Raw genomic sequence first — 22,192 nt, 5'->3', positions numbered from 1 at the left:
GCTCCCCCGCTGGTTGGCTCATTTGTTGGCACAGCCCGAACACCCGGCCGGGCCACCGGTTCTACTCCCAACGCCCGGCCTTATTCAGGGCCATTTTTCCTTTCGCTACCTCGTTTTTCGCTCTATGCAGGCATTCCTCTTCGACCTCAACGGCACCCTTATTCACGACATGGAATACCACACCCGGGCCTGGCAGCATTTGCTGAACAACGACCTGGGCGGCAGCTTCGGCTGGGACGAGGTGAAGCCGCAGATGTACGGCAAAAACCAGGAGGTGCTGGTGCGCCTGTTCGGCCCCGACCGGTTTACGCCCGCCGAGATGGACCACTGGGCCCTGCAAAAAGAGCAGCGCTACCAACAGGAGTTTCGTCCGCACCTGGCGCTGCTGCCCGGTCTGGCCGACTTCCTGGAGCAGGCCCACCAGCGCGGCATCCCGATGGCCATCGGCTCGGCCGCCATTCCGTTCAACATCGATTTTGTGCTTGATAACCTGCACATCCGGCACTACTTCCAGGCCATCGTGAGCGCCGACGACGTGACGCTGAGCAAGCCCCACCCCGAAACTTTCCTCCGGGCTGCCGCCCAGCTCGGCGTGGCCCCGGCCGACTGCCTCGTGTTCGAAGACGTGCCCAAGGGCGCCGAGGCCGCCCGCAACGCTGGCATGGATGCCGTGGTGCTCCTCACCACCCACGAAGCCGCCGAATTTGCCGACCTCGCCAACGTGCGCCACTGCGCGCCGGACTACACCGGCGCGTTTTTTCAGGACTTGCTGGCGGCCGTGCCGGCGCCGTAAGGCGGGGCTACTTTTTCAGCGGGTCGTGGCCCCAGTTCATCAGCGAGTAGCGCCAGCGCGAGGTTTCCACGTCCTTCTTATCGTGCGGGCCCTGGGCCCGGTGGCGGCTCACGTAGCTGTGCACTTTGTGCATGTGGGCCTCGTCGTCGGCCGTGAGGTCGGCCTTTTTCTTGTGCAGAATGCGCACGATGTGCTCGCCCGAGTGGTGCCCGATGCTTTCGCCGTCGCCGCTGTCCTGCCCCACGGACTTCGATTCGTCGGTTTTGAGCCACTTCTCCAGTTCGGAAGCAGTCATGTTTACATCGGCCTTGAAGGCGGCGTGGATGTCGGGCGTGTTAGCCATAAAAAAAGTATGCTGGAGGTGGGAAATTCCTCCAGCATACTCCCTTAAAGCCCCAAAGGTTAAGCCTACTGCGGATTCGTCAGCTGCCCCATGAAGAGAATGGCGTTCGACGACTTCTCGCGGATGAGGAAGATGAACGGCCGGTCGATGCGCACGCTGGGCGGCACCGAGGTGGTGCCAATACCCACGGACGTGACGGCCGCCGCCTCCGAGCCCTCCTCATTCACCTCCAGCACCGCCTTGTGCTTGACGGACGTAATGGACAGCCCATCGGAGTTGTTGGCCAGCAGCCGGCCGAAATTAGCGCCACCGCCGAAGGCCACGCCCATGCCCAACTGCGCGAGCATCGGCTTGAGGTCTTTGTCGCTGGCGAGCTTAAACTTGGGTAGGTGCAGCTCCATGCTGCTGGTGTCGGCCGCCGCCAGCCAGGTACTGAGCTGGGCGCTGCTGAGGCTGGCGGCCACGTTGTCCAAGGTAGTGGTGCCCTGCGGCACCACCAAGGTCATGCTGTATTGGCGGTTGCCGTAGGGCAGGTCGATAACCTGCTGCTGCGCATCTTGGTAATGAAGGTATTTACCACGCAGCAAGGTCATAAAGTCCACGTTGCGGGTGCTGCCGCTGGCCAGACGGAAGGGTTCGGGGCGCGTCAGCTGGGGGTTAAACTGGTACGTCCAGGCGCCCTTGAAGTAGATGGCGTTGATAAGGTACATCACGTCGTCGGGCGTAGTCGCGTCCAGAATAGTCGAAATCTTCCCCCGCGTGTTGGTCGATACCCAGTCGTTGATGGTGGCAGCGGCGGCCGGATTGCCGAAGGGCGCGCTCTGCACCGTGGCCCCGAAGTAAGTCTGGTTGGTTTGGGCGAAGGTCGGGGCCAGCTGCACCCGCGGCGCGTGCCAGACGGAGTTGGCCGCCGTGAACGTCACCCGGCTGTCGATGCCGCCGAGCAGCGCAAACAGGCTCTGGTACGACTGGTTGATTTCCAAGTCCGTCATCGGCTGGAAGCCCAGGGTTTGCTTCATGGCATCCTTGGTGGTGCCGTCGGCGCCGTTGTAGGCCATGGTGAGGGCCGCCGAAATGCTCAGTGGCGACATAAACAGGTTTTCCTGCGGGTCTTCCTGCCGCAGGGCGCCAAAGGCCCGGTAGGCGAAGTCGTTGGAGCTGTTTAGCGTCTGGCGCTCGGCGGTGTTGAGCGGGCGCTGGGTGGACGGGTTCTCGGGCTTGGTGTTGTCTTTCTGGCAGGCCGTCAGCGTCAGGGCTACGGCAGTGCCCAGCAGCGCCGAGCGGAAGGGAAGGGATTTCATCACAAACAAAAGTGAAAGAGTGGGAAAGTAAAGAAAAGCAGGCCAGCCGTCTTTCTGCCAGACCGGCCCCGGTGCGCAATGGTTGCGCGGCTTTTCCCTGACTTTTCTATTCTCCTTCTTTCCGGCAACGCCCAACGGAACCCCAGCGAAATTCGGACTACCTTGATTGTGCAGCGCAAGCGCTAGCGCCGCGTGTAATAAGCACTTATTTTCAGCGGATTCGTTGCGTGCCCAGGGCCGCCCAGCACCGCCCGGCCTACCGTGGCAACCTGCGCATCACCGTTTAGCAGCAGGCCATCATTGGCCAATGTGCCCAGCACCACCGCCTCAATATAGGCCGAGCAGTCGAGGGTGTAGCTGGTTTGGTCGAGGCCGGTGCGGGTCGAAACGGCCGTCACGGCCGGAATGGTGAGCGTAGTGCCGGCCGAGTTCAGGAAGGCGGCGCCCAGCTGGTTGCCGCGACTGACGAGCTGCGGCACCACGACTGCGGGCACCGGCAGCTGGCGCGTGGCCGTGTTACTCACCACTTCCAGCTTCAGCTCGGCCGAGCCGAACACAAAGCCCGAGCCCACGTCCCGGAAGTTAAGCAGATACGGGAATTCGAGCTTGGTGTATAGGCCCAGCCCGGCCTCGATGAAGGTTTGGTTGGCGGTGGCGGTACTGGGCAGCCCTTTCTTTACCTGCGTGAGCGAAGCCAGCAGCGTGCTGCTGCGGTCGGCTTCGAGCTGGAAGAAGTGGCGGGTGCCCAATTCAAAGTCCGTATTCAGGGCCGTGGTAGGGTCGAGCGGGTCGTGGTAATAGAGGTGCAGCGTGGCGGTAGGGCTCCAGCTCACGATGGCGGCATTGTCGGCCGGGCCGGGCAGCAGGGCCAGGCCTTTCAGCACCTCGCGCAGCTCGTCGTTGCTGGTCAGGCGGTTATTGAGGCCGGCCTGCCACAGCTCCGGGCCCAGGGTGCCACCCAGGCGCACGCGCAGGCTGGCCAGGCTCTTGGGGGCGCGGAAGGTGCGCTGGCCCAGCGCCGTAGCGTCGTAGCTCAGGGCGTCGCGGGTGTAGTAGGTTTTGGTGGCCACGAAGGGCTGCTGCACCCGGTGCACCAGCAGCTGCTGAGTGCGGGTGGTGTCGCCGTAGCGGTAGGCGTCGGGCGTCAGGGCCAGCACCAGCGAGTCGTAGCTTAGCTCGGTAGTAGGCTGGAAGGCGGCCGCCAGGCTGGGCTGCAGGTAGCTGCGGCCTTCGATGGTACCCAGCTGCGCATCCACGTAGCGCCCCACCAGCAGGTAGGCCGTGGCCGACGACGGCACCGAATCGACCAGCACCGTGCTGCTGCGCACCGTGATGGTGTCGGTGTAGTAGGCGTTGCGCTCGGTGGGGTCGGTGCTCAGCTCCAGGTCCACGGTGGGGTCGTCGCAGGCCGTCAGGAGCAGGGGGAGGCCGGCCAGCAGGGCCAGCACTCCGCGCACAATCAGCCGCTTACTCACTTTCCTTCTCGGGGAATAGCTGCCAGGTATCATCGAGGCGGGTGGTGCCGTTCAGGCCCAGCGCCACGTAGCCGCGGTCGCCGATGCCGAAGCCCACGGCGTAGTTGCGGGCCGAGCCCTCAAAGTCCGTTTTCTGGTACCAGATGTCGGTGGCGGGGTTGTAGGCCCAGCAGCTGATGAGGTTGCCGCTGTTGGTGCCGCCCACCACGTAGCCCTTGCCATCCACCGCGAAGCTGGCCGCGTTCTGGCGCGGCACGGCGCTGAAATTGTAGTCTTTGGCGTCGTCATCGTCGTCGTGCAGCACGAGGTCGCGGTGCTGGGTCCAGCTTTCGGTGGCGGGGTCATACGACCACACATCCGTCTCGTAGGTGCCATTGTTCGAGCCCAGCATCAGGTAACCTACGTTGCCGATGGTGAAGGCCGAGGCGCCCAGGCGCTTGTTGCCGCCGAAGCTGGGCTTCACCGTCCAGGTGTCCGTCAGCGGGTCGTACTGCCAGAAGTCCTTTTTCGAGTTGCCGTCGAAGCCCGTACCCACGTAGCCTTTATCGTTAATAGTCAGCGCTACGGCGCTGTAGCGGGCCGAGCCGCCAAAGTCGGCCTTGCGGGTCCATTGGTTGGCCGTGGGGTCGTATTCCCAGAAGTCGGCGAGCTTGTTCACGCCGTCGTAGCCGGTGCCCACGTAGCCTTTGCCGTTGGCCGCGAAAGCCACCGCCAGGTAGCGCCCCACACCCGGAAAATCGGCCACGCGCCGCCAGGTATTGGTGCCCGGCGTGTACTCCCAAAAGTCGGTGAGCTTGTCCACGCCATCGGTACCCAGGCCCACGTAAGCCTTGTCGTTGAGGGTGAATTCGACGGCCGAATTGCGGGCAACGCCTTCGTATTGAGAAACTTTTTTCCAGTCGCCCAGAATAACAGTCGTTTCGTCATCGTCGGAGGAACAGGCACTAAAGTTCAGGGCCACCAGCGTGAGCAGGGCAGCCAAAAGCAAATTTTTCATGAAAGCGTAGGTAGGGTCGTTTAGTTAGTTCGGAGGAACGCCAAGCCCGGCACATAGAGGAGCCCTGGGGGGCACCGGGCGTTGCAAGGCAAAAGGCACAAAAGCCCCGGGAGTGGATAAACACCCCGAAATCGTCGGCCAAAAAGGTGGTTTAGCAGACCGCTCGCTGCGGTGAGTTAAAAGTTAAAAGTGAAGGGTTAAAAACCGCACGCTTTCTCCCCTTTTAACTCTTCACTTTTAACTTTTAACTCCGCTACGACCAGCGGCTCAGGAACTGCGAAAACGCTTCCTTGTACTGGTCGCCCACGGGAATCGTGAGGCTGCCGATTTGCACGGTGAGGCGGCGCACGGCCTCAATCTTATCGAGCGCCACGATGAACGAGCGGTGAATGCGCAGGAAGCGCCGGGCCGGCAGCCGGTCCTCCATCGCCTTGAGGCTCATAAGCGAAAGCAGGGCCTTGGGGGTGCTGCGGAGGTGCACTTTCACGTAATCCTTCAGGCCTTCGACGTAGAGAATATCGTCCAGCGCCACGCGCACCAGTTGGTATTCCACTTTCAGGAAAATATGGTCCTCTTCCGGCGGAGCGGCTACCGGCGCGGCCACGGACGCCTCCTGGCTGGCCTGGGCCAGCTGCACGTAGTTGAGGGCGCGGGTGGCGGCCCGCAGAAACTCCTCGTAGTTGAAGGGTTTTACCAGATAATCAAGCGCATCTACCTTGTAGCTTTCCAGCGCATACTGCGGAAAGGCAGTGGTGAAAACGATGCGCGGAGCTTTGGCGCCCAGCACCCGGGCCAGCTCCAGGCCGTTGAGCTCCTGCATCTGGATGTCGAGAAAGGCGACATCGACATTGCCTTCCTGCTCGTGCAGGCCGCGCAGGGCTTCCACGCCGCTGCCGTAGCGGCCCACCAGCTTCAGAAAAGGCGTTTGCTCAATGAAGGCGCACACGAGGTCGAGGGCCAGCGGCTCGTCGTCGACGGCAATACAGTTCAGGGTTTTCATGCCAGGCGCAAAGTCAGTTTAACGCAGAATTCGTTGTCGGCGGTGGGGTCGGTTACTTCCAACGAATAACGGCCGGGATAGAGTAAGTCGAGGCGGCGGCGGGTGTTCACGAGGCCGATGCCGTTGCTGCCGGTGAGGTCGGAGTTGGGCAGGGCCAGCTTGGTGTTGCAGACTTCAAAATCGACGGTCGTCAAATTGGGCTGGCGCAGGGCAATGTGGATGCGGCTAGCCGCCGTGGCCGCCACGCCGTGCTTGAAGGCATTTTCGATGAAGGGCAGCAGCAGCATGGGCGCAATCAGCACGTCATGAACCGGTTCGGGGCGCTCGAAGGTCACCGTCACGCGGTCGGTGAGGCGCAGCTGCATCAGCTCCATATAGTCGAGCACGAAGCTGATTTCCTGGCTCAGGCGGGTGGTGCCGCCGCTGGTTTCATACAGCACGTAGCGCATCATGCGCGAGAGGCGGTGCAAAGCCGTGCGCGCTTTCTCGCCGTTGCTAATGGTGAGTGAGTAGATGTTGTTGAGTGTGTTAAAGAAAAAGTGCGGGTTGATTTGAGCTTTCAGAAAGCTCAGCTCAGCGCTGATTTCCTGCTGCTCCAGCCGCTCGCGCTGCCGGGTTTCGTGCTGCCACTTCTGCACCACCGTGATGCTGGTGCTGATGCCCAGCACGAGCATGGTCGTGAGGCTGCTCATGTTATCGAGCCGGAAGCCGGGCTTGGGCGGCCGCGGCGGTATTCCGGCCGCCTGGAAGGCCAGCGTCAGCTTCTCGTGCAGGTCGAGCAGGTTTTCCAGGAACCTACTGAACACCAGTACCGCCACCGCCGTGAACAGCAGTGCCAGCACAAACTGCCCCGTATGCCCCCGAAACAGCAGCCGCGGCACCGTCACTTTCGCAGTGAGGTAGAAAATAGCCACCCACACGCCAAACAGCACGCCCTGCTTTAGCCAGAACTCGGCCGGAAACACGACGTGGCCCGATAGCGGCGGGTAAAGCACGAACACCACTCCGAACAGCCCCCACACCAGCATGTGAGTGAGCGGGGTAAGGAAGGTCCGGAGGGTAGTTGCCGTCATAGCTCGTAAGAAAGATGCTGCAAACTTAACGGCGCGCCGCAGCCCGGCCGCCGCCCCTCCGACCGAGGGGCGCAGAGTATCGACTACCGGCCCGTTTTGGTCGGTTACGGCCGGTTTGGGGGTAGCGGGGCCCCTTCAACACCCTCAAAACCGCATCAGTCCGGCTTTTGGCCGTTTCGGTCGATGTTTCGCTCCTCTTTATCCCGCCGGGGTTGGTGCCGGCCGGGGCGGGTTGCAGCTTTGCACCGTCGCCAACCAATAGTTCACCCAAATGCTGGTTGCTGGCAGCCGGCCCCCACCGGCTGACGACCGGCCCACCCAGCCGCTCGGTTTCCCTCTCTTCTCCCCCACTTCGTCCATTTTCCATTTCCCTTTCACCTCCCTCCATTCTTATGAAGAAGACCTTGTTTCCGCTGCTGGCCGCCCTGGCGCTCACCATCGGCACCGCCACCGCCCAGGACCAGCAGCGCCCCGGCGGCCCCGGCAACCAATCGGAGCGCCTCACCAAAGAGCTCGGCCTGAACGCCGACCAGGCCGCCCGCATCAAAGCCATTGATGAGGAGCGCGCGAAGGATATGCAGGCCAACCGCCCGCAAAACGGCACCCGCCCCTCGCGGGAGGAAATGGAAAGCCGCCAGAAGGCCGACCGCGACAAATACGACGCCCGCTACAAGGAAGTGCTGACACCTGAGCAGTACGCCAAGTTCAGCAAAGGCCAGGCGAACCGCCCCGGCCCCGGCGGCAAAGGCAAAATCAAAAGCGGCGACGGCGACACCAAGCTGAAAGCCAAGAAAAACGGCAAAGTTAAAGCCAAGCAAACTGACAACTAACAATTTGGGAACCCCACGAAAAAGCCCCGGCCATTGGCCGGGGCTTTTTTCGTTTGTCATGCCTCGCTACGCTCAGCCCGACAGCGAACCTGTTTAGGTAGTCCGGCGGTCCGGCCGGACGCCTACGACGTCAGACCAGTAGAAACCGACTTCCTGAACAGCTTCAGTATTTGCTCTTCACTCCTCTTTCACGCATTCACTCGAAATTTTGCTCTGGCAAAGCTGAAAAGCTGCGTCCTTACTTCGCCTGGCTTTCTTCCCCAAGCCCGTCCACTTTCCATTCCCGCGTATGAGCATCCCGCAATCGAACGTCCCTGGCAGCGACTTCGGCGGGATGCGTCGGTGCGGGCGGGCCGGTGCGGTGGCGGGCTTGCTGGCGTTTCTGCTGGCGCTGCCGTTGGGGATGGCCATTGGCGGGGCCAGCTGGTTTCCCCCCCTGGCGGGTATTGCCATCGCCATCGTGGGCGGAGTGGCCGAGCTGGTGGCCGGCAGATTCGGGCTGAGCATCAGATGGTCCATTGCAGGGTTGCTCGTGGTGGCCGTGGGCGCCGCAGAGGAGCTAAGCCGGGGCGGGGCCGGGCGGGGCCACCATCTGGCGCTGGCTACTACCGTGGTCGCAAGTGTTGCGGCGGGCGGGCTGGCCACTTTCATTTTTCAATTATACCAAGAGGCGCCGGCTCGGAGCCTGTTCACCGTTTCGGCAGGCACCGGGGCCAACGCTGCTGCTGGCCAGCTGCTTATTATCGTGCACAACTCGTTAGTAGCCCGCAACTACTTCAGCCTGAAAAGTCACCTCGACACCTTGCCTGCCGGCCAGCATATTATCATTGACCTCGGCCGGGCTAAACTTGTGGACTACACTGCATTTGAAAGCCTGCGCCATTTTCAGAACAGTTATGCCGGCACCGGCGGCCGCGTGGAACTGGTGGGCCTGCAGGCTGCTCCGCATTCGGCCGTGGCGTAAATACTCAACCCGTAGCCTGAAGCCCTGCGTCTGTAACTCGTTCAACTCCTTCTTTTCTCTTAACTTTCGCCTCTCCTTCTTTCTCTCCCATGAACGTTCTGATTGTTGAAGATGACCGGGCCCTGGCCCGCGAGCTCGGCCTTTTTCTCTACGACGAGCACTACCACTGCGACTACGCCCGCACCGGCCGCGAAGCCTCGGAGAAGCTGTTTGTCAACGAGTACGACTTCGTGTTACTCGACCTCGGCCTGCCCGACCAGGACGGCCTGGAGCTGCTGGCCCAGGCCCGCCGCGAGCGCAACAAGGATGCGTCCATCATCATTCTCAGCGCCCGCGGCTCGGTCGACGACCGCATCAACGGCCTCAACCTGGGCGCCGATGATTACCTGCCCAAACCCTACTCGCTGCTGGAGCTGGGCTCGCGCATGCAGGCTGTGACGCGCCGCAAGCACGGCGTGGTGGAAGACAAGCTCGCTTTCGGTGGCTTCGTGCTCAACCTCAGCGACCGCAGCCTGAAGCACGGCGACACCCCCATCGTGGTCACGCGTAAAGAGTTTGACCTGCTGCACTACCTGCTGCTGCACCGCGCCAAAGTACTGACGCGCCTGCAATTGAGTGAGCATATCTGGGGCAGCACCATGACTGACAGCTCCGACCACGACTCGAACTACATCGACGTGCACGTGAAAAACGTGCGCAAAAAGCTGGCCCAGGCCGACGCCGAAAACGAGTGGATTGAAACCGTGCGCGGCATCGGCTACCGCCTGCGGCCCGACAACGCCACCCCGGCCCCGGCCCCCGCCCCCGCTCCGGCGGCATGAAGCTCCAGCAAAAGCTCGTCCTGCTGACCACCCTCTCGAAAGGGCTGATGGCGGCCATCCTGCTGCTGGCCCTGCCCTGGGTGGTGCAAACCCTGGTGATGCGCCACACCGACAGCGCCTTACGCACCGAGCTGCGGCAGGTACAGGCTCGCATTGCGCAGGTGGGCATCGGCGAGTTTTTGCCGCAGGGTCCGGCGATGCGCCGCACGCACTACGACTTGCTGCAGGATGAATTCATCGACCTGCAAGCCACTACCAGCCAGCCCTTCCGCGATACCATCGGCACATTTCCGCGGCGGCAGCACGGCGCAGCGGTCGATTTTCGGGTGCTGCGGCACAGTGGCTACTACCAGGGGCAGCTCTATACCTTCGAGATTGGCAAAAGCATTGCCTCCGTGGAAGATGTGTATGATTTGCTGCGCACCTCGGCGGGCTATGCGCTGGCTTTCACGGTGCTCACCACGCTGCTCATTGAGCTGGGCGTGATTGGGCACCTGCTGCAGCCCGTCGACCACATCGTGGAGCGGCTGCGGGCCGTGCGCGGACCGCAAGCCCCTGATTTTCCACCGCTTCGCACCACCACTTCCGACTTCCAGTACCTCGACGCCAGCATTCAGCAGATGCTACTCAAAATCCAGCGTGTCTTCGAGCAGGAGCGGCAGTTCATCGCCAACGCCTCGCACGAACTGCTGACGCCGATTTCCATTCTGCAAAACCGCTTCGAGAACATGCTGCGGGCCGAAAACCTGCCCGAAGAAGCCGAGGCGCAACTCGTTACCTCGCAGAAAACCCTGCAACGCATGACGGCCACGCTGCGCACGCTGCTGCTCATCTCGCGGGTCGAAAACAACCAGTTTCCGCGCAACGAAACCGTGGATGTACGCGAGGTGCTTACCGATGCCGTGGAGGAGCTTGAAGACCGCATCGGCCACAAGCAAATCAGCCTGCAGTGGAACCTGACGGGCCAGCCCATGCTGGCACCGGCCAGCCGCACCCTTATTTTCACTCTCATTATCAACCTACTCAGCAACGCCATTAAGTACAACCGCGCGGGGGGCGAAATCGAGATAAGCGGCCAGCCGGAAGCTGGCGAGGCTTACGTGCTCAACATTCGCAACACCGGCAAGCCCATCGCGGCCGACAACCTGCCGCACCTCTTCGAACGCTTCCGCCGCTTCGACCCCGAAGCCGCCGAAGGCGAGGGCCTGGGGCTGGCCGTGGTGCGCAGTATTGCGCAGTTGCACTTCGTGCAAATCACGGTAACGTCGGAGAAAGGCCCGGGCACCACCTTCAGCCTGCGGCTACCGCCGCTGGTGCTGCTGCCTACGCCTTAGTTTCGGAGGCGTCCGACGTGGGCTCATTAGTGCCGGCAGCAGTGTGGCGCATAGGCGCATTCATAAACTCATCACGCGAGTTTTCACTGATGCGCTGCTCTTCGCGGCTGGCCGGCGTGCGCCCTTGGCCCCGCCGGTGCTGGTGGCGGCGCACGCGGGCGCTTTCATCCTCGGTAGCAGTGGGCATTTCTTTGGGTTTGGCCTTCAGAATACTCAGCAGGAAAAACCCCATTAGCACGACTATACCGCCCCCCAATGCCCACAACCAACCGGTATTGCCACTGCTTTGCTGCCCCGGCGCCTGAGGCGTTGACTCAACTATCGGGGCGGCGGGCTGCGGAGCGGGAGCGGCGGGTTGCTCGCTATTGCTTGTAGGCGCCTGAGCTTTGGCTGATTGCACAAACCCACTAGCTTGCCCGGATAGCAGCACAAGAGGGCAATTGGCAAATGCCAGCAGGCCAGTCAGCAGGCCTATCCGGCCAAGGCAACGGAGTCTACGCAGAGGGGAATCCATTGAAAGTCTTTTATTTTGAATACGCAAAATGACTTTTTCGCAGCAGATGATTTAAGTGTATAACGCCTCAATCTGCCCGCTCCCAGCTGCCTGTACGCAGCTTGCTCTACTTTTGGTCAGATTACAGATTCAGGTTAAAATTAAGGACGGGCTTCCTCCGCACCGGCTACCCAGTAGGCTTTCCTTTGGCTCACGTCTCTACCTTCGCATTTAACACATTTATTTATAACGAATTACTACCCGATAAGCACAGCCGTTATTTTTGACAGACACTGCATTTCGATTTTGAGTTCGGCTTCAACGTTTCAAGCCGGCTGGTTGTTATCCCCGGGTTGTCGGGGCGTACCTTTGCGGCGCCCCCCACGTTTTGTGTTGCACGATTTACCCGTTTATGTCCACCCCCATTTCCACTGATATCTGCATCGTCGGCGCTGGTCCGGTCGGTTTGTTTGCTGTATTTGAAGCTGGTTTGCTGAAGCTTCGCTGCCACGTGGTTGATGCCCTGCCGCAGCCCGGCGGGCAGCTGTCGGAAATTTATCCGAAGAAACCCATTTACGATATCCCCGGCTTCCCGGAAGTGCTGGCCGGCGACCTGGTTGACAATCTGATGAAGCAGATTGAGCCTTTCCACCCCACGTTCACGCTGGGCGAGCGGGTCGAGAAATTTGAGAAACTCGATGACGGTTCCTTCAAGCTCTACACCACCGATGGCACTGAAATTCAGTGCAAGGCGGTGGCCATTGCCGGTGGCCTGGGCTCGTTCGAGCCGCGCAAGCCGGCCGTGGAAAACCTGGAGCGCTTCGAGGGCGGCAAGGGGGTGCATTACATGGTGCGCGACCCCGAGCACTTCCGCGACAAGCGCATCGTCATCGCCGGCGGGGGCGACTCGGCCCTCGACTGGACCAATTTCCTGGCCAACGTGGCCGCCGACGTAACGCTGGTGCACCGCGGCACCACCTTCCGCGGCGCCGCCGACTCGGCCGAGAAGGTGCAGAAGCTGCACGAGGCCGGCAAAATTAAGCTGGTGCTCAGCTCGAACGTAACGCACCTGCACGGCGACGACCAACTGGAGCAGGTCACCATCACGGCCAACGCCGGCGACAGCAACACTGTGGCGCTCGACCACTTCATTCCGCTGTTCGGCCTTACGCCCAAGCTCGGCCCCATCGGCGAGTGGGGGCTGGATATTGAGGATGACGCCGTGAAGGTGAATACCCTGGACTACAGCACCTCCCTACCCGGCGTGTTCGCCATCGGCGACATCAACACCTATCCCGGCAAGCTCAAGCTCATTCTCTGCGGCTTCCACGAGGCAGCGCTGATGTGCCAGGGCGCGTTTAAGTACATTTTCCCCGACAAAAAATACACCCTGAAATACACCACGGTGAACGGGGCACCTTCACTTTAGTGAGTTATGAGTTATGAGTTATGAGTTATGAATTGGTAGTTGGTTGGCTCTTCCCTGAGCTAGCGCTGTCTATTCGTAACTCATAACTCATAACTCATAACTCATAATTCTCTTATGAGTGACATTCGCGTTTACGTTGAAGAAGCGCCCGGGCAGCGCACCGAGATTGAAGGACCTACCGACATGGGCCTGAGCCTGATGGAGCTACTGAAAGCCAGCGGCTACCCCATTCAGGCTACCTGCGGGGGCATGGCGCTGTGCGCCACCTGCCACGTGGAAGTGCTGGCCGGCCCGGCCTTGCCCGAACCCGAGGATGCCGAGCTCGACATGCTCGAAACCCTGCCGGTGCTGTTTGAAGGCTCGCGCCTGAGCTGCCAGATTCGCCTCACGCCCCGCACCGACGGGCTGGTGCTGCGACTGGCCCCCACCGGCGCATAAGCGTAGCTCGATTAAAACACAAAAGCGGCGTAGCGGCGGCCTCGGAAGTGAGGCCGCCGCTACGCCGCTTTTGTACGGGCGAAGGCCGGGGATAAATCTTCCTAATATTCTTACTTTTGATTGTCTTACGCAAACGCCTGACTCCATGAAGCAGCTCTTCGCTCGTACAATCGTTGCCACCGGGTGGTGGCGCCCCCTTGGCCTGTTCGTCTTATTGCTGGGTGCGCTAGGGGCGCGGGCGCAGCAGCGGGCGGCGCCCGCGCACTTTATCGAGGATGCGGGCGCGCAGCGGGCGGCGGCCGTTTCGCCACTGGCGGCGGCGCTGCAGCACTCGCGCCCGCTGACGCTGGACGTGGCCCGCCTGCAAGCCACCCTGGCTACGGCCCCGTCCGAAACCCAACCCGGCGCGACCCCGCTGCTGCTGGCCCTGCCCCTGCCCGATGGCACGAGCGAGCAGTTTCGGGTGGTGGAAACGGCGGTGATGGAGCCGGGCCTGGCGGCGCAGTTTCCGGGCATCAAAACCTACCGCGGCGTGGGCGTGGACGACCCCACGGCCAGCGTGCGGCTGGACCTGACGCCGGGCGGCTTTCACGCCCAGATACTGTCGGACCGCCGGGGCACGGTGTACATCGACCCCGTGACGCGGACCGATACGCGGCACTACCTGAGCTTTGCCCGCACGGCCATGCCGGCCAGCCGCTTCAGCTGCGGCGTGGCCGCGCCCGCCGTGAGCCAGACGGCCCGGCGCAGCCTGGGCAGCGGCCCGGCCGGCGCGGCGCTGCGCACCAGTGGCGGCACGCTGCGCAGCTTCCAGCTGGCCGTGGCGGCTACGGGCGAGTACACGGCCTTTCACGGCGGCACGGTGGCGCTGGGCCAGGCGGCCATCGTGACGAGCGTCAACCGCGTGGTGGGGGTGTTTGAGAAAGAATTGGCTGTGCGCCTGGTGCTGGTGAACAACAACTCGTCACTGGTGTACACGAATGCCAGCACCGACCCGTACACCGACAACGACCCCAACGCGTTGCTCAGCCAGAATCAAAGCAATATCAACAGCGTCATCGGCGTCAACAACTACGATATCGGCCACGTATTCAGCACCGGCGGCGGCGGCGTAGCGCAACTGCGCTCGGTGTGTGGCAGCGGCAAGGCGCAGGGGGTCACGGGTTCTTTCAGCCCGGTTGGCGATGCCTTCGACATCGACTACGTGGCGCACGAGATGGGGCACCAGTTCGGGGGCAACCACACCTTCAACGCCGATGGCAACGGCAGCGATGCCTGCGATGGCAACCGCAACGCCAGCACGGCCTACGAGCCGGGCTCGGGCACGACCATCATGGCCTATGCCGGCATCTGCGGCACCGACAACAACACGCAGAACAATTCCAACGCCTACTTCCATGTAGTTAGCTACGAGGAGATTCAGGCTTTTTTGGGCACCATCAGCTGCGCCGATAACTCGGCCACTGGCAACACGCCGCCGACGGTGGCAACGCTGCCGGCCAGTGGCAAGGTGTTGCCCATCGGCACGCCGTTTAAGCTGACGGCGCTGGGCAGCGATGCCGATGGCGACGCCGTGACGTATTGCTGGGAGGAATACGATTTGGGCTCGGCCGGCACCCCGACCGCCACGCAGGTGGCCAACGACGACGTGCCGCTGTTTCGCTCCTTTGTGCCCAGCAGCAGCCCGACGCGCTACTTCCCGCAGCTCACCTACGTTATTTCCAATAGCACGCCCCCGAAGGGCGAGCGGCTGCCGCTGGTGACGCGCGACCTGAACTTCCGGGTGACGCTGCGCGACCATTACACCACCAACAACACGGGTTTTGGCGTGACGGGCGGCGTGAACAGCAGCACCGTGGTAGCCCTGAGCAGCACCAGCGCAGCCGGCCCTTTCCTGGTGACGGCCCCGAATACGGCCGTGACCTGGGCCGGCAACACCTCGCAAACCGTGACTTGGAACGTGGCCGGCACCAGCGCCAACGGCGTGAACTGCGCCACGGTCAACATCTTGCTGAGCACCGACGGCGGCTTCACCTACCCCACCGTGCTGCTGGCCGGCACGGCCAACGACGGCTCGGCAGCCGTCACGGTGCCCAGCGTGGCCACTACTACGGCCCGCGTGATGGTAGAAGCGGCCGACAACTACTTCTTTGACATCTCGAACACCAACTTTACCATTACCGCCGCCACAGCCTGCGCGGCACCTACCGGCCTGAGCGTGGGCAGCATCACAGCCATCACGGCCAGCCTGAGCTTCACGGCCAGCGGCTCGGCCACGAGCTACGTGGTGACGACCTCGCCCGCCACTACCACCCAGACGGTGACGGCCTCGCCGGTAACGCTGACCGGGCTGACGGGCGGCACCAGCTACACGGTATTCGTGCAAAGCAGCTGCGCGGCGGGCGCCACTTCCACGGCCGCCGCTACTACCTTCACCACGGCCGCCCCGCCGGTGTGCAATGCGGTGAGCAACGCAGCGGTGGGCAGCATCACGGCTACCTCGGCCAGCCTGAGCTTCACGGCCAGCGCCGGGGCCAGCACCTACGTGATAACGACTTCGCCCACCACCAGCACCTACACCGTGACGGCCTCGCCGGTGGCGCTGACCGGGCTGACGGCCGGCACTAGCTACACGGTGAACATTCAAACGAACTGCTCGAACGGCGGCTCGGCCACGGCCAGCATCACCTTCGGTACCCCGCCGGCCAACGATAACTGTGCCGGGGCCATTCAGCTGATTTCGGGCACAAGCTGCACCACCACGGCGGGCTCGGTGACGGGCGCCACGCAGTCGCAGGCAGCTTCGACGTGCAACGGCGCGACCAGCACCACCGCCCTCGACGTGTGGTACAGCTTTGTGGCGACCGGCACCACCCACACGGTAACCCTGAACAGCCCGGGCTTTGACGGAGTAGTACAGGCCTTCGGCGGCAGCTGCGGCAGCCTGAGCAGCCTGGGCTGCCGCGACCAGAATGCAGCTGGCACCGAAACCCTGAGCCTTACCGGCCTCACGGCCAACACCCGCTACTACATTCGGGTATATCCCTACGATACCGCTCCCACCAACGGCAGCTTTACCCTTTGCGTGACCGGCACGGTGGCGCCCACCTGCGCCGCGCCCACCGCCCTGAGCGCGGGCAGCATCACGAACACTTCGGCCGGCATCAGCTTCACGCCCAATGCCCAGGCCAGCTCCTACACGGTGACAACTTCGCCGGCCACCACCACGCAAACCATCACGGCCTCGCCCGCGAGCCTGACGGGCCTGACGCCCGGCACCAGCTACACCGTGAGCATCGCCACGAGCTGCCAGAACGGCCTGACTTCGACGGCGGCCACCACCACCTTCGCCACCACCAATACCAGCCCCTGCGCCGCGCCCACCAGCCTGACGGCCGGCAGCGTCACCAGCACCTCGGCCACGGTGAGCTTCACGCCCAGCGCTTCGGCTACTTCTTATACTGTGACGACCTCACCCGCCACCACCACCCAGACGGTGACGGGCAGCCCCGTGTCCTTCAGCGGGCTGACGGCCAGCACGGCCTACACCGTGAGCATCGTGAGCAACTGCGCGGCCGGCGCCACGGCCCCGGCCGCCACGACGAGCTTCACCACCAGCGTGGCCGTGCCCGCCAACGACGAGTGCGCCGGCGCGGTGCTGCTGACCTCGGCCACGAGCTGCAGTCCAATGGCGGGCACTATCACCGGAGCCACGCAGTCGCGCGCTCCACTCGACTGCAACGGCTTTACCAGCACTACGGTGCAGGATGTATGGTACGCCTTCGTAGCCACCGGCACCACCCACACCATCACGGCTGCCAGCAGCCTCGACGGTGTGCTGGAGCTATTTTCCGGCACCTGCGGCAGCCTCAGCAGCCTGGGCTGTGCGGATGGCGGCGGCCAGGGCACCACTGAAAACCTGACCTTGAGCACCCTCACCAGCGGCAGCACATACTACGTGCGCTTCTACCCCTACACCAGCATCCCGGGAGCGGTGACGGGCAGCTTCACCATCTGCGTAACCAACCCGGTGCCGCCCTGCACCGCGCCCACTGCCCTCACCACCAGCAACCAGACCTCGACCTCGGTGACGGTGGGCTGGACGGCCAGCCCCAGCGCCACCAGCTACACCGTGACCTACACGCCCAACGGCGGCAGCGCTCAGACCGTGAGCCCCAACCCCACCGGCACCGCGGTGAGCCTGACGGGCCTGACGCCCGGCACCAACTACACCGTGAGCGTGGCGAGCAACTGCGCGGGCGGCGCCACTTCCGGCGCGGCCCAGACATTCTTTTTCACCTACGCCGTGCCGGTGGTGACGAGCGTACTGATTCCCAACGGTACTTATCTGCTGGGCCAGACCTTGCCGGTGGGCGTGGTTTTCAACCAGAACCTGACCGTGACGGGCAGCCCCACGCTGGCCCTGACCATCGGCTCGACGGTGCGGCAGGCGGCGCTGGACGCCACCAACACCAGCGGTACGCAGGTGTCGTTTGCCTACGTCATCCAGGCCGGCGACCTTGATACCGACGGCATCACGCTCGGCGCCATCAGCCTCAACGGCGGCACCATCCGCAGCGGCAACGGCACCGACGCCAACCTGACGCTCAACAACGTGCCCAATACCAGCACTATTCTGGTCGATGGTATCCGGCCCACCACGCTCAGCAGCATCCGCCTGACGCCAGCGGCCGCCATTACCAACGGCAGCAGCGTCACGTTCCGCGTCACGTTCAGCGAAGCCGTGCTGAACGTGGACGTCAACGACTTCACCATCGGCAACCTGGGCAGCGTGAGCGGCACCATTGCCAGCGTGAGCGGCAGCGGCACCACCTACGACGTGGTGGTGAACAACCTGAGCGGTGCCGGCGATTTCCGCCTCAACGTGACGGCCATCGGCACCGCCATCCGCGACGTGGCCGGCAACGGCGTGGGCAGCAGCAACACCTTCTTCGGCGGTGAGTTCTACACCCTCGACCAGGCCGCACCCAATACGACCATCGACAACGGCCCGGCTGCCACCACTACCAGCACCTCGGCCACCTTCACCTTCTCGGGCACCGATGGCGCGGGCAGCGGCGTGAGCAGCTTCCAGGGCAGCCTCGACGGCGCGGCCTTTGCTACCGTCGTCAGCCCGCTCACCTTCACCGGCCTGAGCGTGGGTCCGCACACCTTCCAGGTGCGGGCCGTGGATGCGGCCGGTAACGTGGACCCCACGCCCGCCACCGCCACCTGGACCATCACGGCCCCGACGCCAGCCCCGGGCATCAGCAGCCTTAGCCCCACCAGCGGGCCGGTGGGCACCTCGGTCACCATCACGGGCACCAGCCTGACGAGTGCCACCGCCGTGAGCTTCAACGGCACGGCCGCCCCCGGCTTCACCGTCAATTCGGCTACTTCGATTACAGCCACCGTGCCCGCCGGCGCCAGCACCGGCAGCGTCACCGTGACCACGCCCAGCGGCACCAGCAACGGCCTCGCCTTCACCGTGACGCTGCCCGACCTGCTGGTGACGACCACGACGAGCATCCCTGCCAGCAGCTACAACAACGTGACCGTCACCAGCACCGGTACGCTCACCCTAACGGGTGCGCTGTCCGTGGCCGGCACCATGACCGTGCAGAGCGGCGGCACCTTCATCACCAATTACAACCTGGTGCAGGGCGGCGGCAGCTTCGCCCTCGAAGCCGGCGGCAACCTGCACGTCTTCGACCCGGCCGGCCTGAGCCCCAGCGGCGCCACCGGCAGCATCCGGAACACCGGCGCCCGCAGCTTCTCCGATGATGCCAGCTACACCTACCGCGGCACGCAGGCGCAGCAAACCGGCCCCGGCCTGCCCGCCACCGTGCGCAACCTGACCGTGAACAACCCCGGCGGCGTGACCCTGAGCGGCAACGTCAGCATCCGTGAGGCGCTGACGCCGGCGGCCGGCACCTTCACCACCACCGGCCGCGTGCTCACCCTCCTTTCCACGGCCAGCAGCACGGCCTACGTAGCCTCCACCCGCCCCTCGGCGGGTAGCATCAGCGGCCCCATCACGGCGCAGCGCTACGTCGATGGCAGCCTCAACAGCGGCCCCGGCTACCGCCACTTCAGCGCCCCGGTCACCAACACCAGCTTCGCCGATTTGGCCGCCGGCAGCTTCGCGCCGGTGGTGAATGCGGCCTACAACTCGGCCGCCCAGCCCGGCCTCGTACTGCCCTACCCCACCGTATTTGGCTACGACCAAACTCGCCTGGCCAGCACGGCCAACAACCTCACCGGCTTCGACAAAGGCTGGTTCTCGCCCGCCGCCCTCAGCGAAACCATGAGCTCCGGCCAAGGCTACACCGTACACGCTCCGGCCGGCATCACGATTGATTTTGTGGGCACCCCGGCCCAGACAGATTTCAGCAAAGCCAACCTCGGCCGCGGCACCGATGCCCAGGCCGGCTGGCACCTGCTCGGCAACCCTTACCCCGCCCCGCTGCACTGGGATTCGCTGCTGGCCCACGGCGGCCTCTCGGGCCTGGAGAATGCGCTGTACGTCTTTAAATCGAGCGGTGCCTACGCGGGCAGCTACGCCAGCTACGTCAACGGCATCGGCGCCAATAACGGCGGGCCGGTGCTGCCGCTGGGGCAGGGCTTCTTCGTGCGCACGGCCACCGTGGGCGGCAGCGGCCAGCTCACGTTCCGCAACACCGACCGCCTGAATACCAGCCTCGCCCCCGCCTTCCAGCGTAGCACGGCCGATGCCCGCCCGCAGCTGCGCCTGGCCCTGAGCGGCCCCGCCAGCGCCGGCCCCGATGAAACCGTGGTGTACTTCGAAAACGGCGCCACCGCCACCGGCCCCGACGCCGCCCACGACGCCCCCAAGCTGACCAGCCCCGGGGCTCGCCTCAGCCTGGCCTCCCAGATGCCCGGCCACGAGCCCCTGGCCATCAACGGCCTGCCGCTGACCGGCGCGCCCGTCACCAGCATCCCGCTCACGCTACGCGTGCCCGCTGCCGGCCCCTACCACTTCGACGTGCTCGACCTGCGCGGCTTCGACGCCAACGCCCCCGCCACCCTGCTCGACCACCAGCTCAACACCCGCACCGACCTGCGCCAGGTGACGAACTATGCCTTCACCGCCGCCCAGGCCGGCGCCCTCAATGGCCGCTTCGAGCTGCTACTGAGCCGCCCCACCGGCGTGACGGCCACGGCCGGCCCCGGTACGCTGCAATTCAGCGTGTGGCCCAACCCGGCTTCGCACAAAGCGGCCCTGCACGTGCAGCTGGAGCAGGCCACCACAGCCACCGTTATGCTACGCGACGTGCTGGGCCGCGCGGTGGCGCAGCACAGCTTCAGCGGCCTGCGCACCGAGCTGACAACCACGAGGCTGGCCGCCGGCACCTACCTGCTCACGGTGCAGGCCGCCGGCCAGGCGCCCGCCACCCGCCGCGTGGTGGTGGAGTAAGCATGCCCGCTTTTGCAGCAAAAGAGGCCCTTGCCAATCGGCAAGGGCCTCTTCTTTTTAGAGCAAACCCAAGCTGCGGCGTAGCCGCGTCGCGGCTCTGGGCGCTAAAAGCTGGTGCGAGCTACCAATGTGCTGCCGCTTCGCTACTTCACAACTTGAGTTAGCAAGCCGTGGGGTCGAAGCAGCCTTATGGCTGGAAGTCTTTTTTGAACTCAACCCGGTAGGCTACCCCGTCGTCGTTGCCCAGATTCTGGATGCCGGTCGGGCCTTCGGCGTCGATGTGCTGGCCGACGTTCGTGGTCATCTGTGGGATGGTCACGCTGTCGGCGGCCACAAATTTTCCGTTTTCGCCCACCTTATACTGGTAAATGGTGCAGGGCACGGCAGGCTTGGCAATCCACATGATGCTCTTCCACTGGTGGGTGTGCACCGGCTCTGCCCGATGCCCCGCTAAAAGCACCTGCAATATCCGCACGGTGCTATCCTCGTACACCACCTTGTGGTTGGCTGGGGCCGCCCGCACGGCATCCAGGCTGTCGGGCCAGGCCCACTTTGCCGCCGCTGCCGCGCGGCCGATTGCCGGGGCCGGGCCCGCCGGCGGCCTGGTGCCCGCGAAATAGGTCGTCAGTCCAAAGCCCAGCACTCCGCCAAGCAAGACTCCGATAAGCAGCTGTCCGAATTTCATACGCTGAAGCTTCTAAGTGATGGCTAAGCGCCAGTTGTTCTATCGATACGCTCGCGACTCGCACCCAACACCCCCACCTACGCCAGCCCCTCGCGCATGGCCTTGCTCACGGCTTCCGTCATCGAGCGCACGTGCAGCTTCTCGTAGATTTTCTTGATGTGCGAGCGCACCGTATCGATGCTGATGCCCCGGTCGGCGGCAATCATCTTGTAGCTGTAGCCCTTCACCAGCAGGTTCAGCACTTCCTGCTCGCGGGCGCTGAGGTGGGCCAGCGACTCCGTAGGGGCCGCCCGCACCGGCGCCGGCTTGGGGAAGAGACGCAGCACCTGCCGGGCCACGGCCGGCGTCATCGGCGCCCCCCCGGCCCGCACCTCCCCGATGGCTTCGAGCAGCCGCGCCGGCGGCGTTTTCTTCAGCAAATACCCGTCGGCCCCGGCGCAGATGGACTCGAACACCCGGTCGTTGTCCTCGAACACCGTTAGCATCAGCACGTTCGTAGTGGGGGCCGTGGCCTTCACCGCGCGCAGCCCCTCGATGCCCGAGCAGCCGGGCATGTCGATGTCCATCAACACCACGTCGGGCGCGAGGCGGCGCACGTCGTCGGCCGCCTGCACGCAGTTGCCGAAGGCGCCCACCAGCGCCAGCCCCGGCGCGTGGGCCAGCAGCTCGCTCAGGCCGGCGCGCAGGTCGGGGTTGTCTTCGTAAATAACCAGGCGGGTGGGGGTTTCCATAGGGTGGGTATTTTGCAGGGTAAAAGGGGCTGCGAAGGTAGCAAACG

General features: G+C 63.8%; 17 protein-coding genes. 8 read left to right on the top strand and 9 right to left on the bottom strand.

The features are described 5' to 3' along the window. The first annotated feature begins 124 nt into the window (after window positions 1-124). Entirely contained in the window at window positions 125-793 is a 669-nt protein-coding gene (locus tag Q5H93_RS12075) for an HAD family hydrolase (protein ID WP_305006784.1), read from the top strand. A 7-nt stretch (window positions 794-800) separates the two neighbouring features. Here the strand turns inward: Q5H93_RS12075 and Q5H93_RS12070 are convergent, their stop codons facing one another. From Q5H93_RS12070 to Q5H93_RS12045, 6 genes are all read right to left on the bottom strand, one after another. After that, window positions 801-1,136, bottom strand: a complete 336-nt coding sequence (locus Q5H93_RS12070; protein WP_305006783.1) for a DUF3140 domain-containing protein — start codon at window positions 1,134-1,136, stop codon at window positions 801-803. Between the two features lie 65 nt (window positions 1,137-1,201). Further along, complete coding sequence (locus Q5H93_RS12065; RefSeq protein WP_305006782.1) at window positions 1,202-2,437, bottom strand: serpin family protein; 1,236 nt, start codon at window positions 2,435-2,437, stop codon at window positions 1,202-1,204. A gap of 182 nt (window positions 2,438-2,619) precedes the next feature. Continuing rightward, window positions 2,620-3,912 carry a DUF4270 family protein gene (locus Q5H93_RS12060; protein ID WP_305006781.1) on the bottom strand — a complete coding sequence of 431 codons (1,293 nt, stop codon included), beginning with the start codon at window positions 3,910-3,912 and terminating at the stop codon, window positions 2,620-2,622. Next, window positions 3,905-4,909 (bottom strand): Kelch repeat-containing protein, encoded by a 1,005-nt coding sequence (locus tag Q5H93_RS12055; protein ID WP_305006780.1) that lies wholly within the window; start codon window positions 4,907-4,909, stop codon window positions 3,905-3,907. Before Q5H93_RS12055 ends, Q5H93_RS12060 begins: the two co-directional genes overlap by 8 nt. Window positions 4,910-5,162: 253 nt before the next feature. After that, window positions 5,163-5,909: a LytR/AlgR family response regulator transcription factor gene (locus Q5H93_RS12050; protein ID WP_305006779.1), complete on the bottom strand. Its 747-nt coding sequence runs from the start codon at window positions 5,907-5,909 to the stop codon at window positions 5,163-5,165. Then, window positions 5,906-6,982: a sensor histidine kinase gene (locus tag Q5H93_RS12045; RefSeq protein ID WP_305006778.1), complete on the bottom strand. Its 1,077-nt coding sequence runs from the start codon at window positions 6,980-6,982 to the stop codon at window positions 5,906-5,908. Before Q5H93_RS12045 ends, Q5H93_RS12050 begins: the two co-directional genes overlap by 4 nt. 392 nt (window positions 6,983-7,374) lie before the next feature. Between Q5H93_RS12045 and Q5H93_RS12040 the strand changes: the two genes are divergently transcribed. The 4 genes from Q5H93_RS12040 to Q5H93_RS12025 all read left to right on the top strand — a co-directional run bounded on the left by Q5H93_RS12040 (window position 7,375) and on the right by Q5H93_RS12025 (window position 10,931). Further along, window positions 7,375-7,812 (top strand): Spy/CpxP family protein refolding chaperone, encoded by a 438-nt coding sequence (locus Q5H93_RS12040; RefSeq protein WP_305006777.1) that lies wholly within the window; start codon window positions 7,375-7,377, stop codon window positions 7,810-7,812. A gap of 289 nt (window positions 7,813-8,101) precedes the next feature. Then, a complete protein-coding gene (locus Q5H93_RS12035) occupies window positions 8,102-8,776 on the top strand; it encodes a hypothetical protein (RefSeq protein ID WP_305006776.1) in 675 nt (224 codons plus the stop codon). An 89-nt stretch (window positions 8,777-8,865) separates the two neighbouring features. Continuing rightward, window positions 8,866-9,597 carry a response regulator transcription factor gene (locus Q5H93_RS12030; RefSeq protein WP_305006775.1) on the top strand — a complete coding sequence of 244 codons (732 nt, stop codon included), beginning with the start codon at window positions 8,866-8,868 and terminating at the stop codon, window positions 9,595-9,597. Continuing rightward, the gene (locus tag Q5H93_RS12025) at window positions 9,594-10,931 is read left to right on the top strand and encodes a sensor histidine kinase (RefSeq protein ID WP_305006774.1); all 1,338 of its coding nucleotides are present in this window, start codon (window positions 9,594-9,596) and stop codon (window positions 10,929-10,931) included. Before Q5H93_RS12030 ends, Q5H93_RS12025 begins: the two co-directional genes overlap by 4 nt. Here Q5H93_RS12025 and Q5H93_RS12020 read toward each other — a convergent pair. Further along, entirely contained in the window at window positions 10,921-11,118 is a 198-nt protein-coding gene (locus Q5H93_RS12020) for a hypothetical protein (RefSeq protein WP_305006773.1), read from the bottom strand. The two genes, Q5H93_RS12025 and Q5H93_RS12020, sit on opposite strands and share 11 nt — an antisense overlap. A gap of 718 nt (window positions 11,119-11,836) precedes the next feature. Here Q5H93_RS12020 and Q5H93_RS12015 point away from each other — a divergent pair. The 3 genes from Q5H93_RS12015 (at window position 11,837) to Q5H93_RS12005 (ending at window position 20,729) form a co-directional block, all read left to right on the top strand. After that, window positions 11,837-12,853: an NAD(P)/FAD-dependent oxidoreductase gene (locus tag Q5H93_RS12015; RefSeq protein WP_305006772.1), complete on the top strand. Its 1,017-nt coding sequence runs from the start codon at window positions 11,837-11,839 to the stop codon at window positions 12,851-12,853. Window positions 12,854-12,967: 114 nt separating this feature from the next. Then, window positions 12,968-13,291: a 2Fe-2S iron-sulfur cluster-binding protein gene (locus tag Q5H93_RS12010; protein WP_305006771.1), complete on the top strand. Its 324-nt coding sequence runs from the start codon at window positions 12,968-12,970 to the stop codon at window positions 13,289-13,291. Window positions 13,292-13,436: 145 nt separating this feature from the next. Continuing rightward, entirely contained in the window at window positions 13,437-20,729 is a 7,293-nt protein-coding gene (locus tag Q5H93_RS12005) for a fibronectin type III domain-containing protein (RefSeq protein ID WP_305006770.1), read from the top strand. Window positions 20,730-20,916: 187 nt separating this feature from the next. On the opposite strand, the gene Q5H93_RS12000 is transcribed toward Q5H93_RS12005, so the two are convergent. Beyond that, window positions 20,917-21,414: a hypothetical protein gene (locus Q5H93_RS12000; RefSeq protein ID WP_305006769.1), complete on the bottom strand. Its 498-nt coding sequence runs from the start codon at window positions 21,412-21,414 to the stop codon at window positions 20,917-20,919. 77 nt (window positions 21,415-21,491) lie between these two features. Then, window positions 21,492-22,145, bottom strand: coding sequence for a response regulator (locus Q5H93_RS11995; protein WP_305006768.1), 654 nt, complete (start codon window positions 22,143-22,145; stop codon window positions 21,492-21,494). Between the last annotated feature and the right edge of the window lie 47 nt (window positions 22,146-22,192).

It is taken from the genome of Hymenobacter aranciens (assembly GCF_030580865.1).
In the GTDB taxonomy this organism is placed as follows: domain Bacteria; phylum Bacteroidota; class Bacteroidia; order Cytophagales; family Hymenobacteraceae; genus Hymenobacter; species Hymenobacter aranciens.
Note: the sequence above shows the minus strand (reverse complement) of the source record. Positions and strands in the feature narration are given on the sequence as shown.

Coding starts and splice junctions, on each gene's coding strand:
- Q5H93_RS12075 (WP_305006784.1), top strand. CDS start 125: ATGCAGGCATTCCTCTTCGACCTCAACGGCACCCTTATTCACGACATG.
- Q5H93_RS12070 (WP_305006783.1), bottom strand. CDS start 1,136: ATGGCTAACACGCCCGACATCCACGCCGCCTTCAAGGCCGATGTAAAC.
- Q5H93_RS12065 (WP_305006782.1), bottom strand. CDS start 2,437: ATGAAATCCCTTCCCTTCCGCTCGGCGCTGCTGGGCACTGCCGTAGCC.
- Q5H93_RS12055 (WP_305006780.1), bottom strand. CDS start 4,909: ATGAAAAATTTGCTTTTGGCTGCCCTGCTCACGCTGGTGGCCCTGAAC.
- Q5H93_RS12050 (WP_305006779.1), bottom strand. CDS start 5,909: ATGAAAACCCTGAACTGTATTGCCGTCGACGACGAGCCGCTGGCCCTC.
- Q5H93_RS12045 (WP_305006778.1), bottom strand. CDS start 6,982: ATGACGGCAACTACCCTCCGGACCTTCCTTACCCCGCTCACTCACATG.
- Q5H93_RS12040 (WP_305006777.1), top strand. CDS start 7,375: ATGAAGAAGACCTTGTTTCCGCTGCTGGCCGCCCTGGCGCTCACCATC.
- Q5H93_RS12035 (WP_305006776.1), top strand. CDS start 8,102: ATGAGCATCCCGCAATCGAACGTCCCTGGCAGCGACTTCGGCGGGATG.
- Q5H93_RS12030 (WP_305006775.1), top strand. CDS start 8,866: ATGAACGTTCTGATTGTTGAAGATGACCGGGCCCTGGCCCGCGAGCTC.
- Q5H93_RS12025 (WP_305006774.1), top strand. CDS start 9,594: ATGAAGCTCCAGCAAAAGCTCGTCCTGCTGACCACCCTCTCGAAAGGG.
- Q5H93_RS12020 (WP_305006773.1), bottom strand. CDS start 11,118: ATGCCCACTGCTACCGAGGATGAAAGCGCCCGCGTGCGCCGCCACCAG.
- Q5H93_RS12015 (WP_305006772.1), top strand. CDS start 11,837: ATGTCCACCCCCATTTCCACTGATATCTGCATCGTCGGCGCTGGTCCG.
- Q5H93_RS12010 (WP_305006771.1), top strand. CDS start 12,968: ATGAGTGACATTCGCGTTTACGTTGAAGAAGCGCCCGGGCAGCGCACC.
- Q5H93_RS12005 (WP_305006770.1), top strand. CDS start 13,437: ATGAAGCAGCTCTTCGCTCGTACAATCGTTGCCACCGGGTGGTGGCGC.
- Q5H93_RS12000 (WP_305006769.1), bottom strand. CDS start 21,414: ATGAAATTCGGACAGCTGCTTATCGGAGTCTTGCTTGGCGGAGTGCTG.
- Q5H93_RS11995 (WP_305006768.1), bottom strand. CDS start 22,145: ATGGAAACCCCCACCCGCCTGGTTATTTACGAAGACAACCCCGACCTG.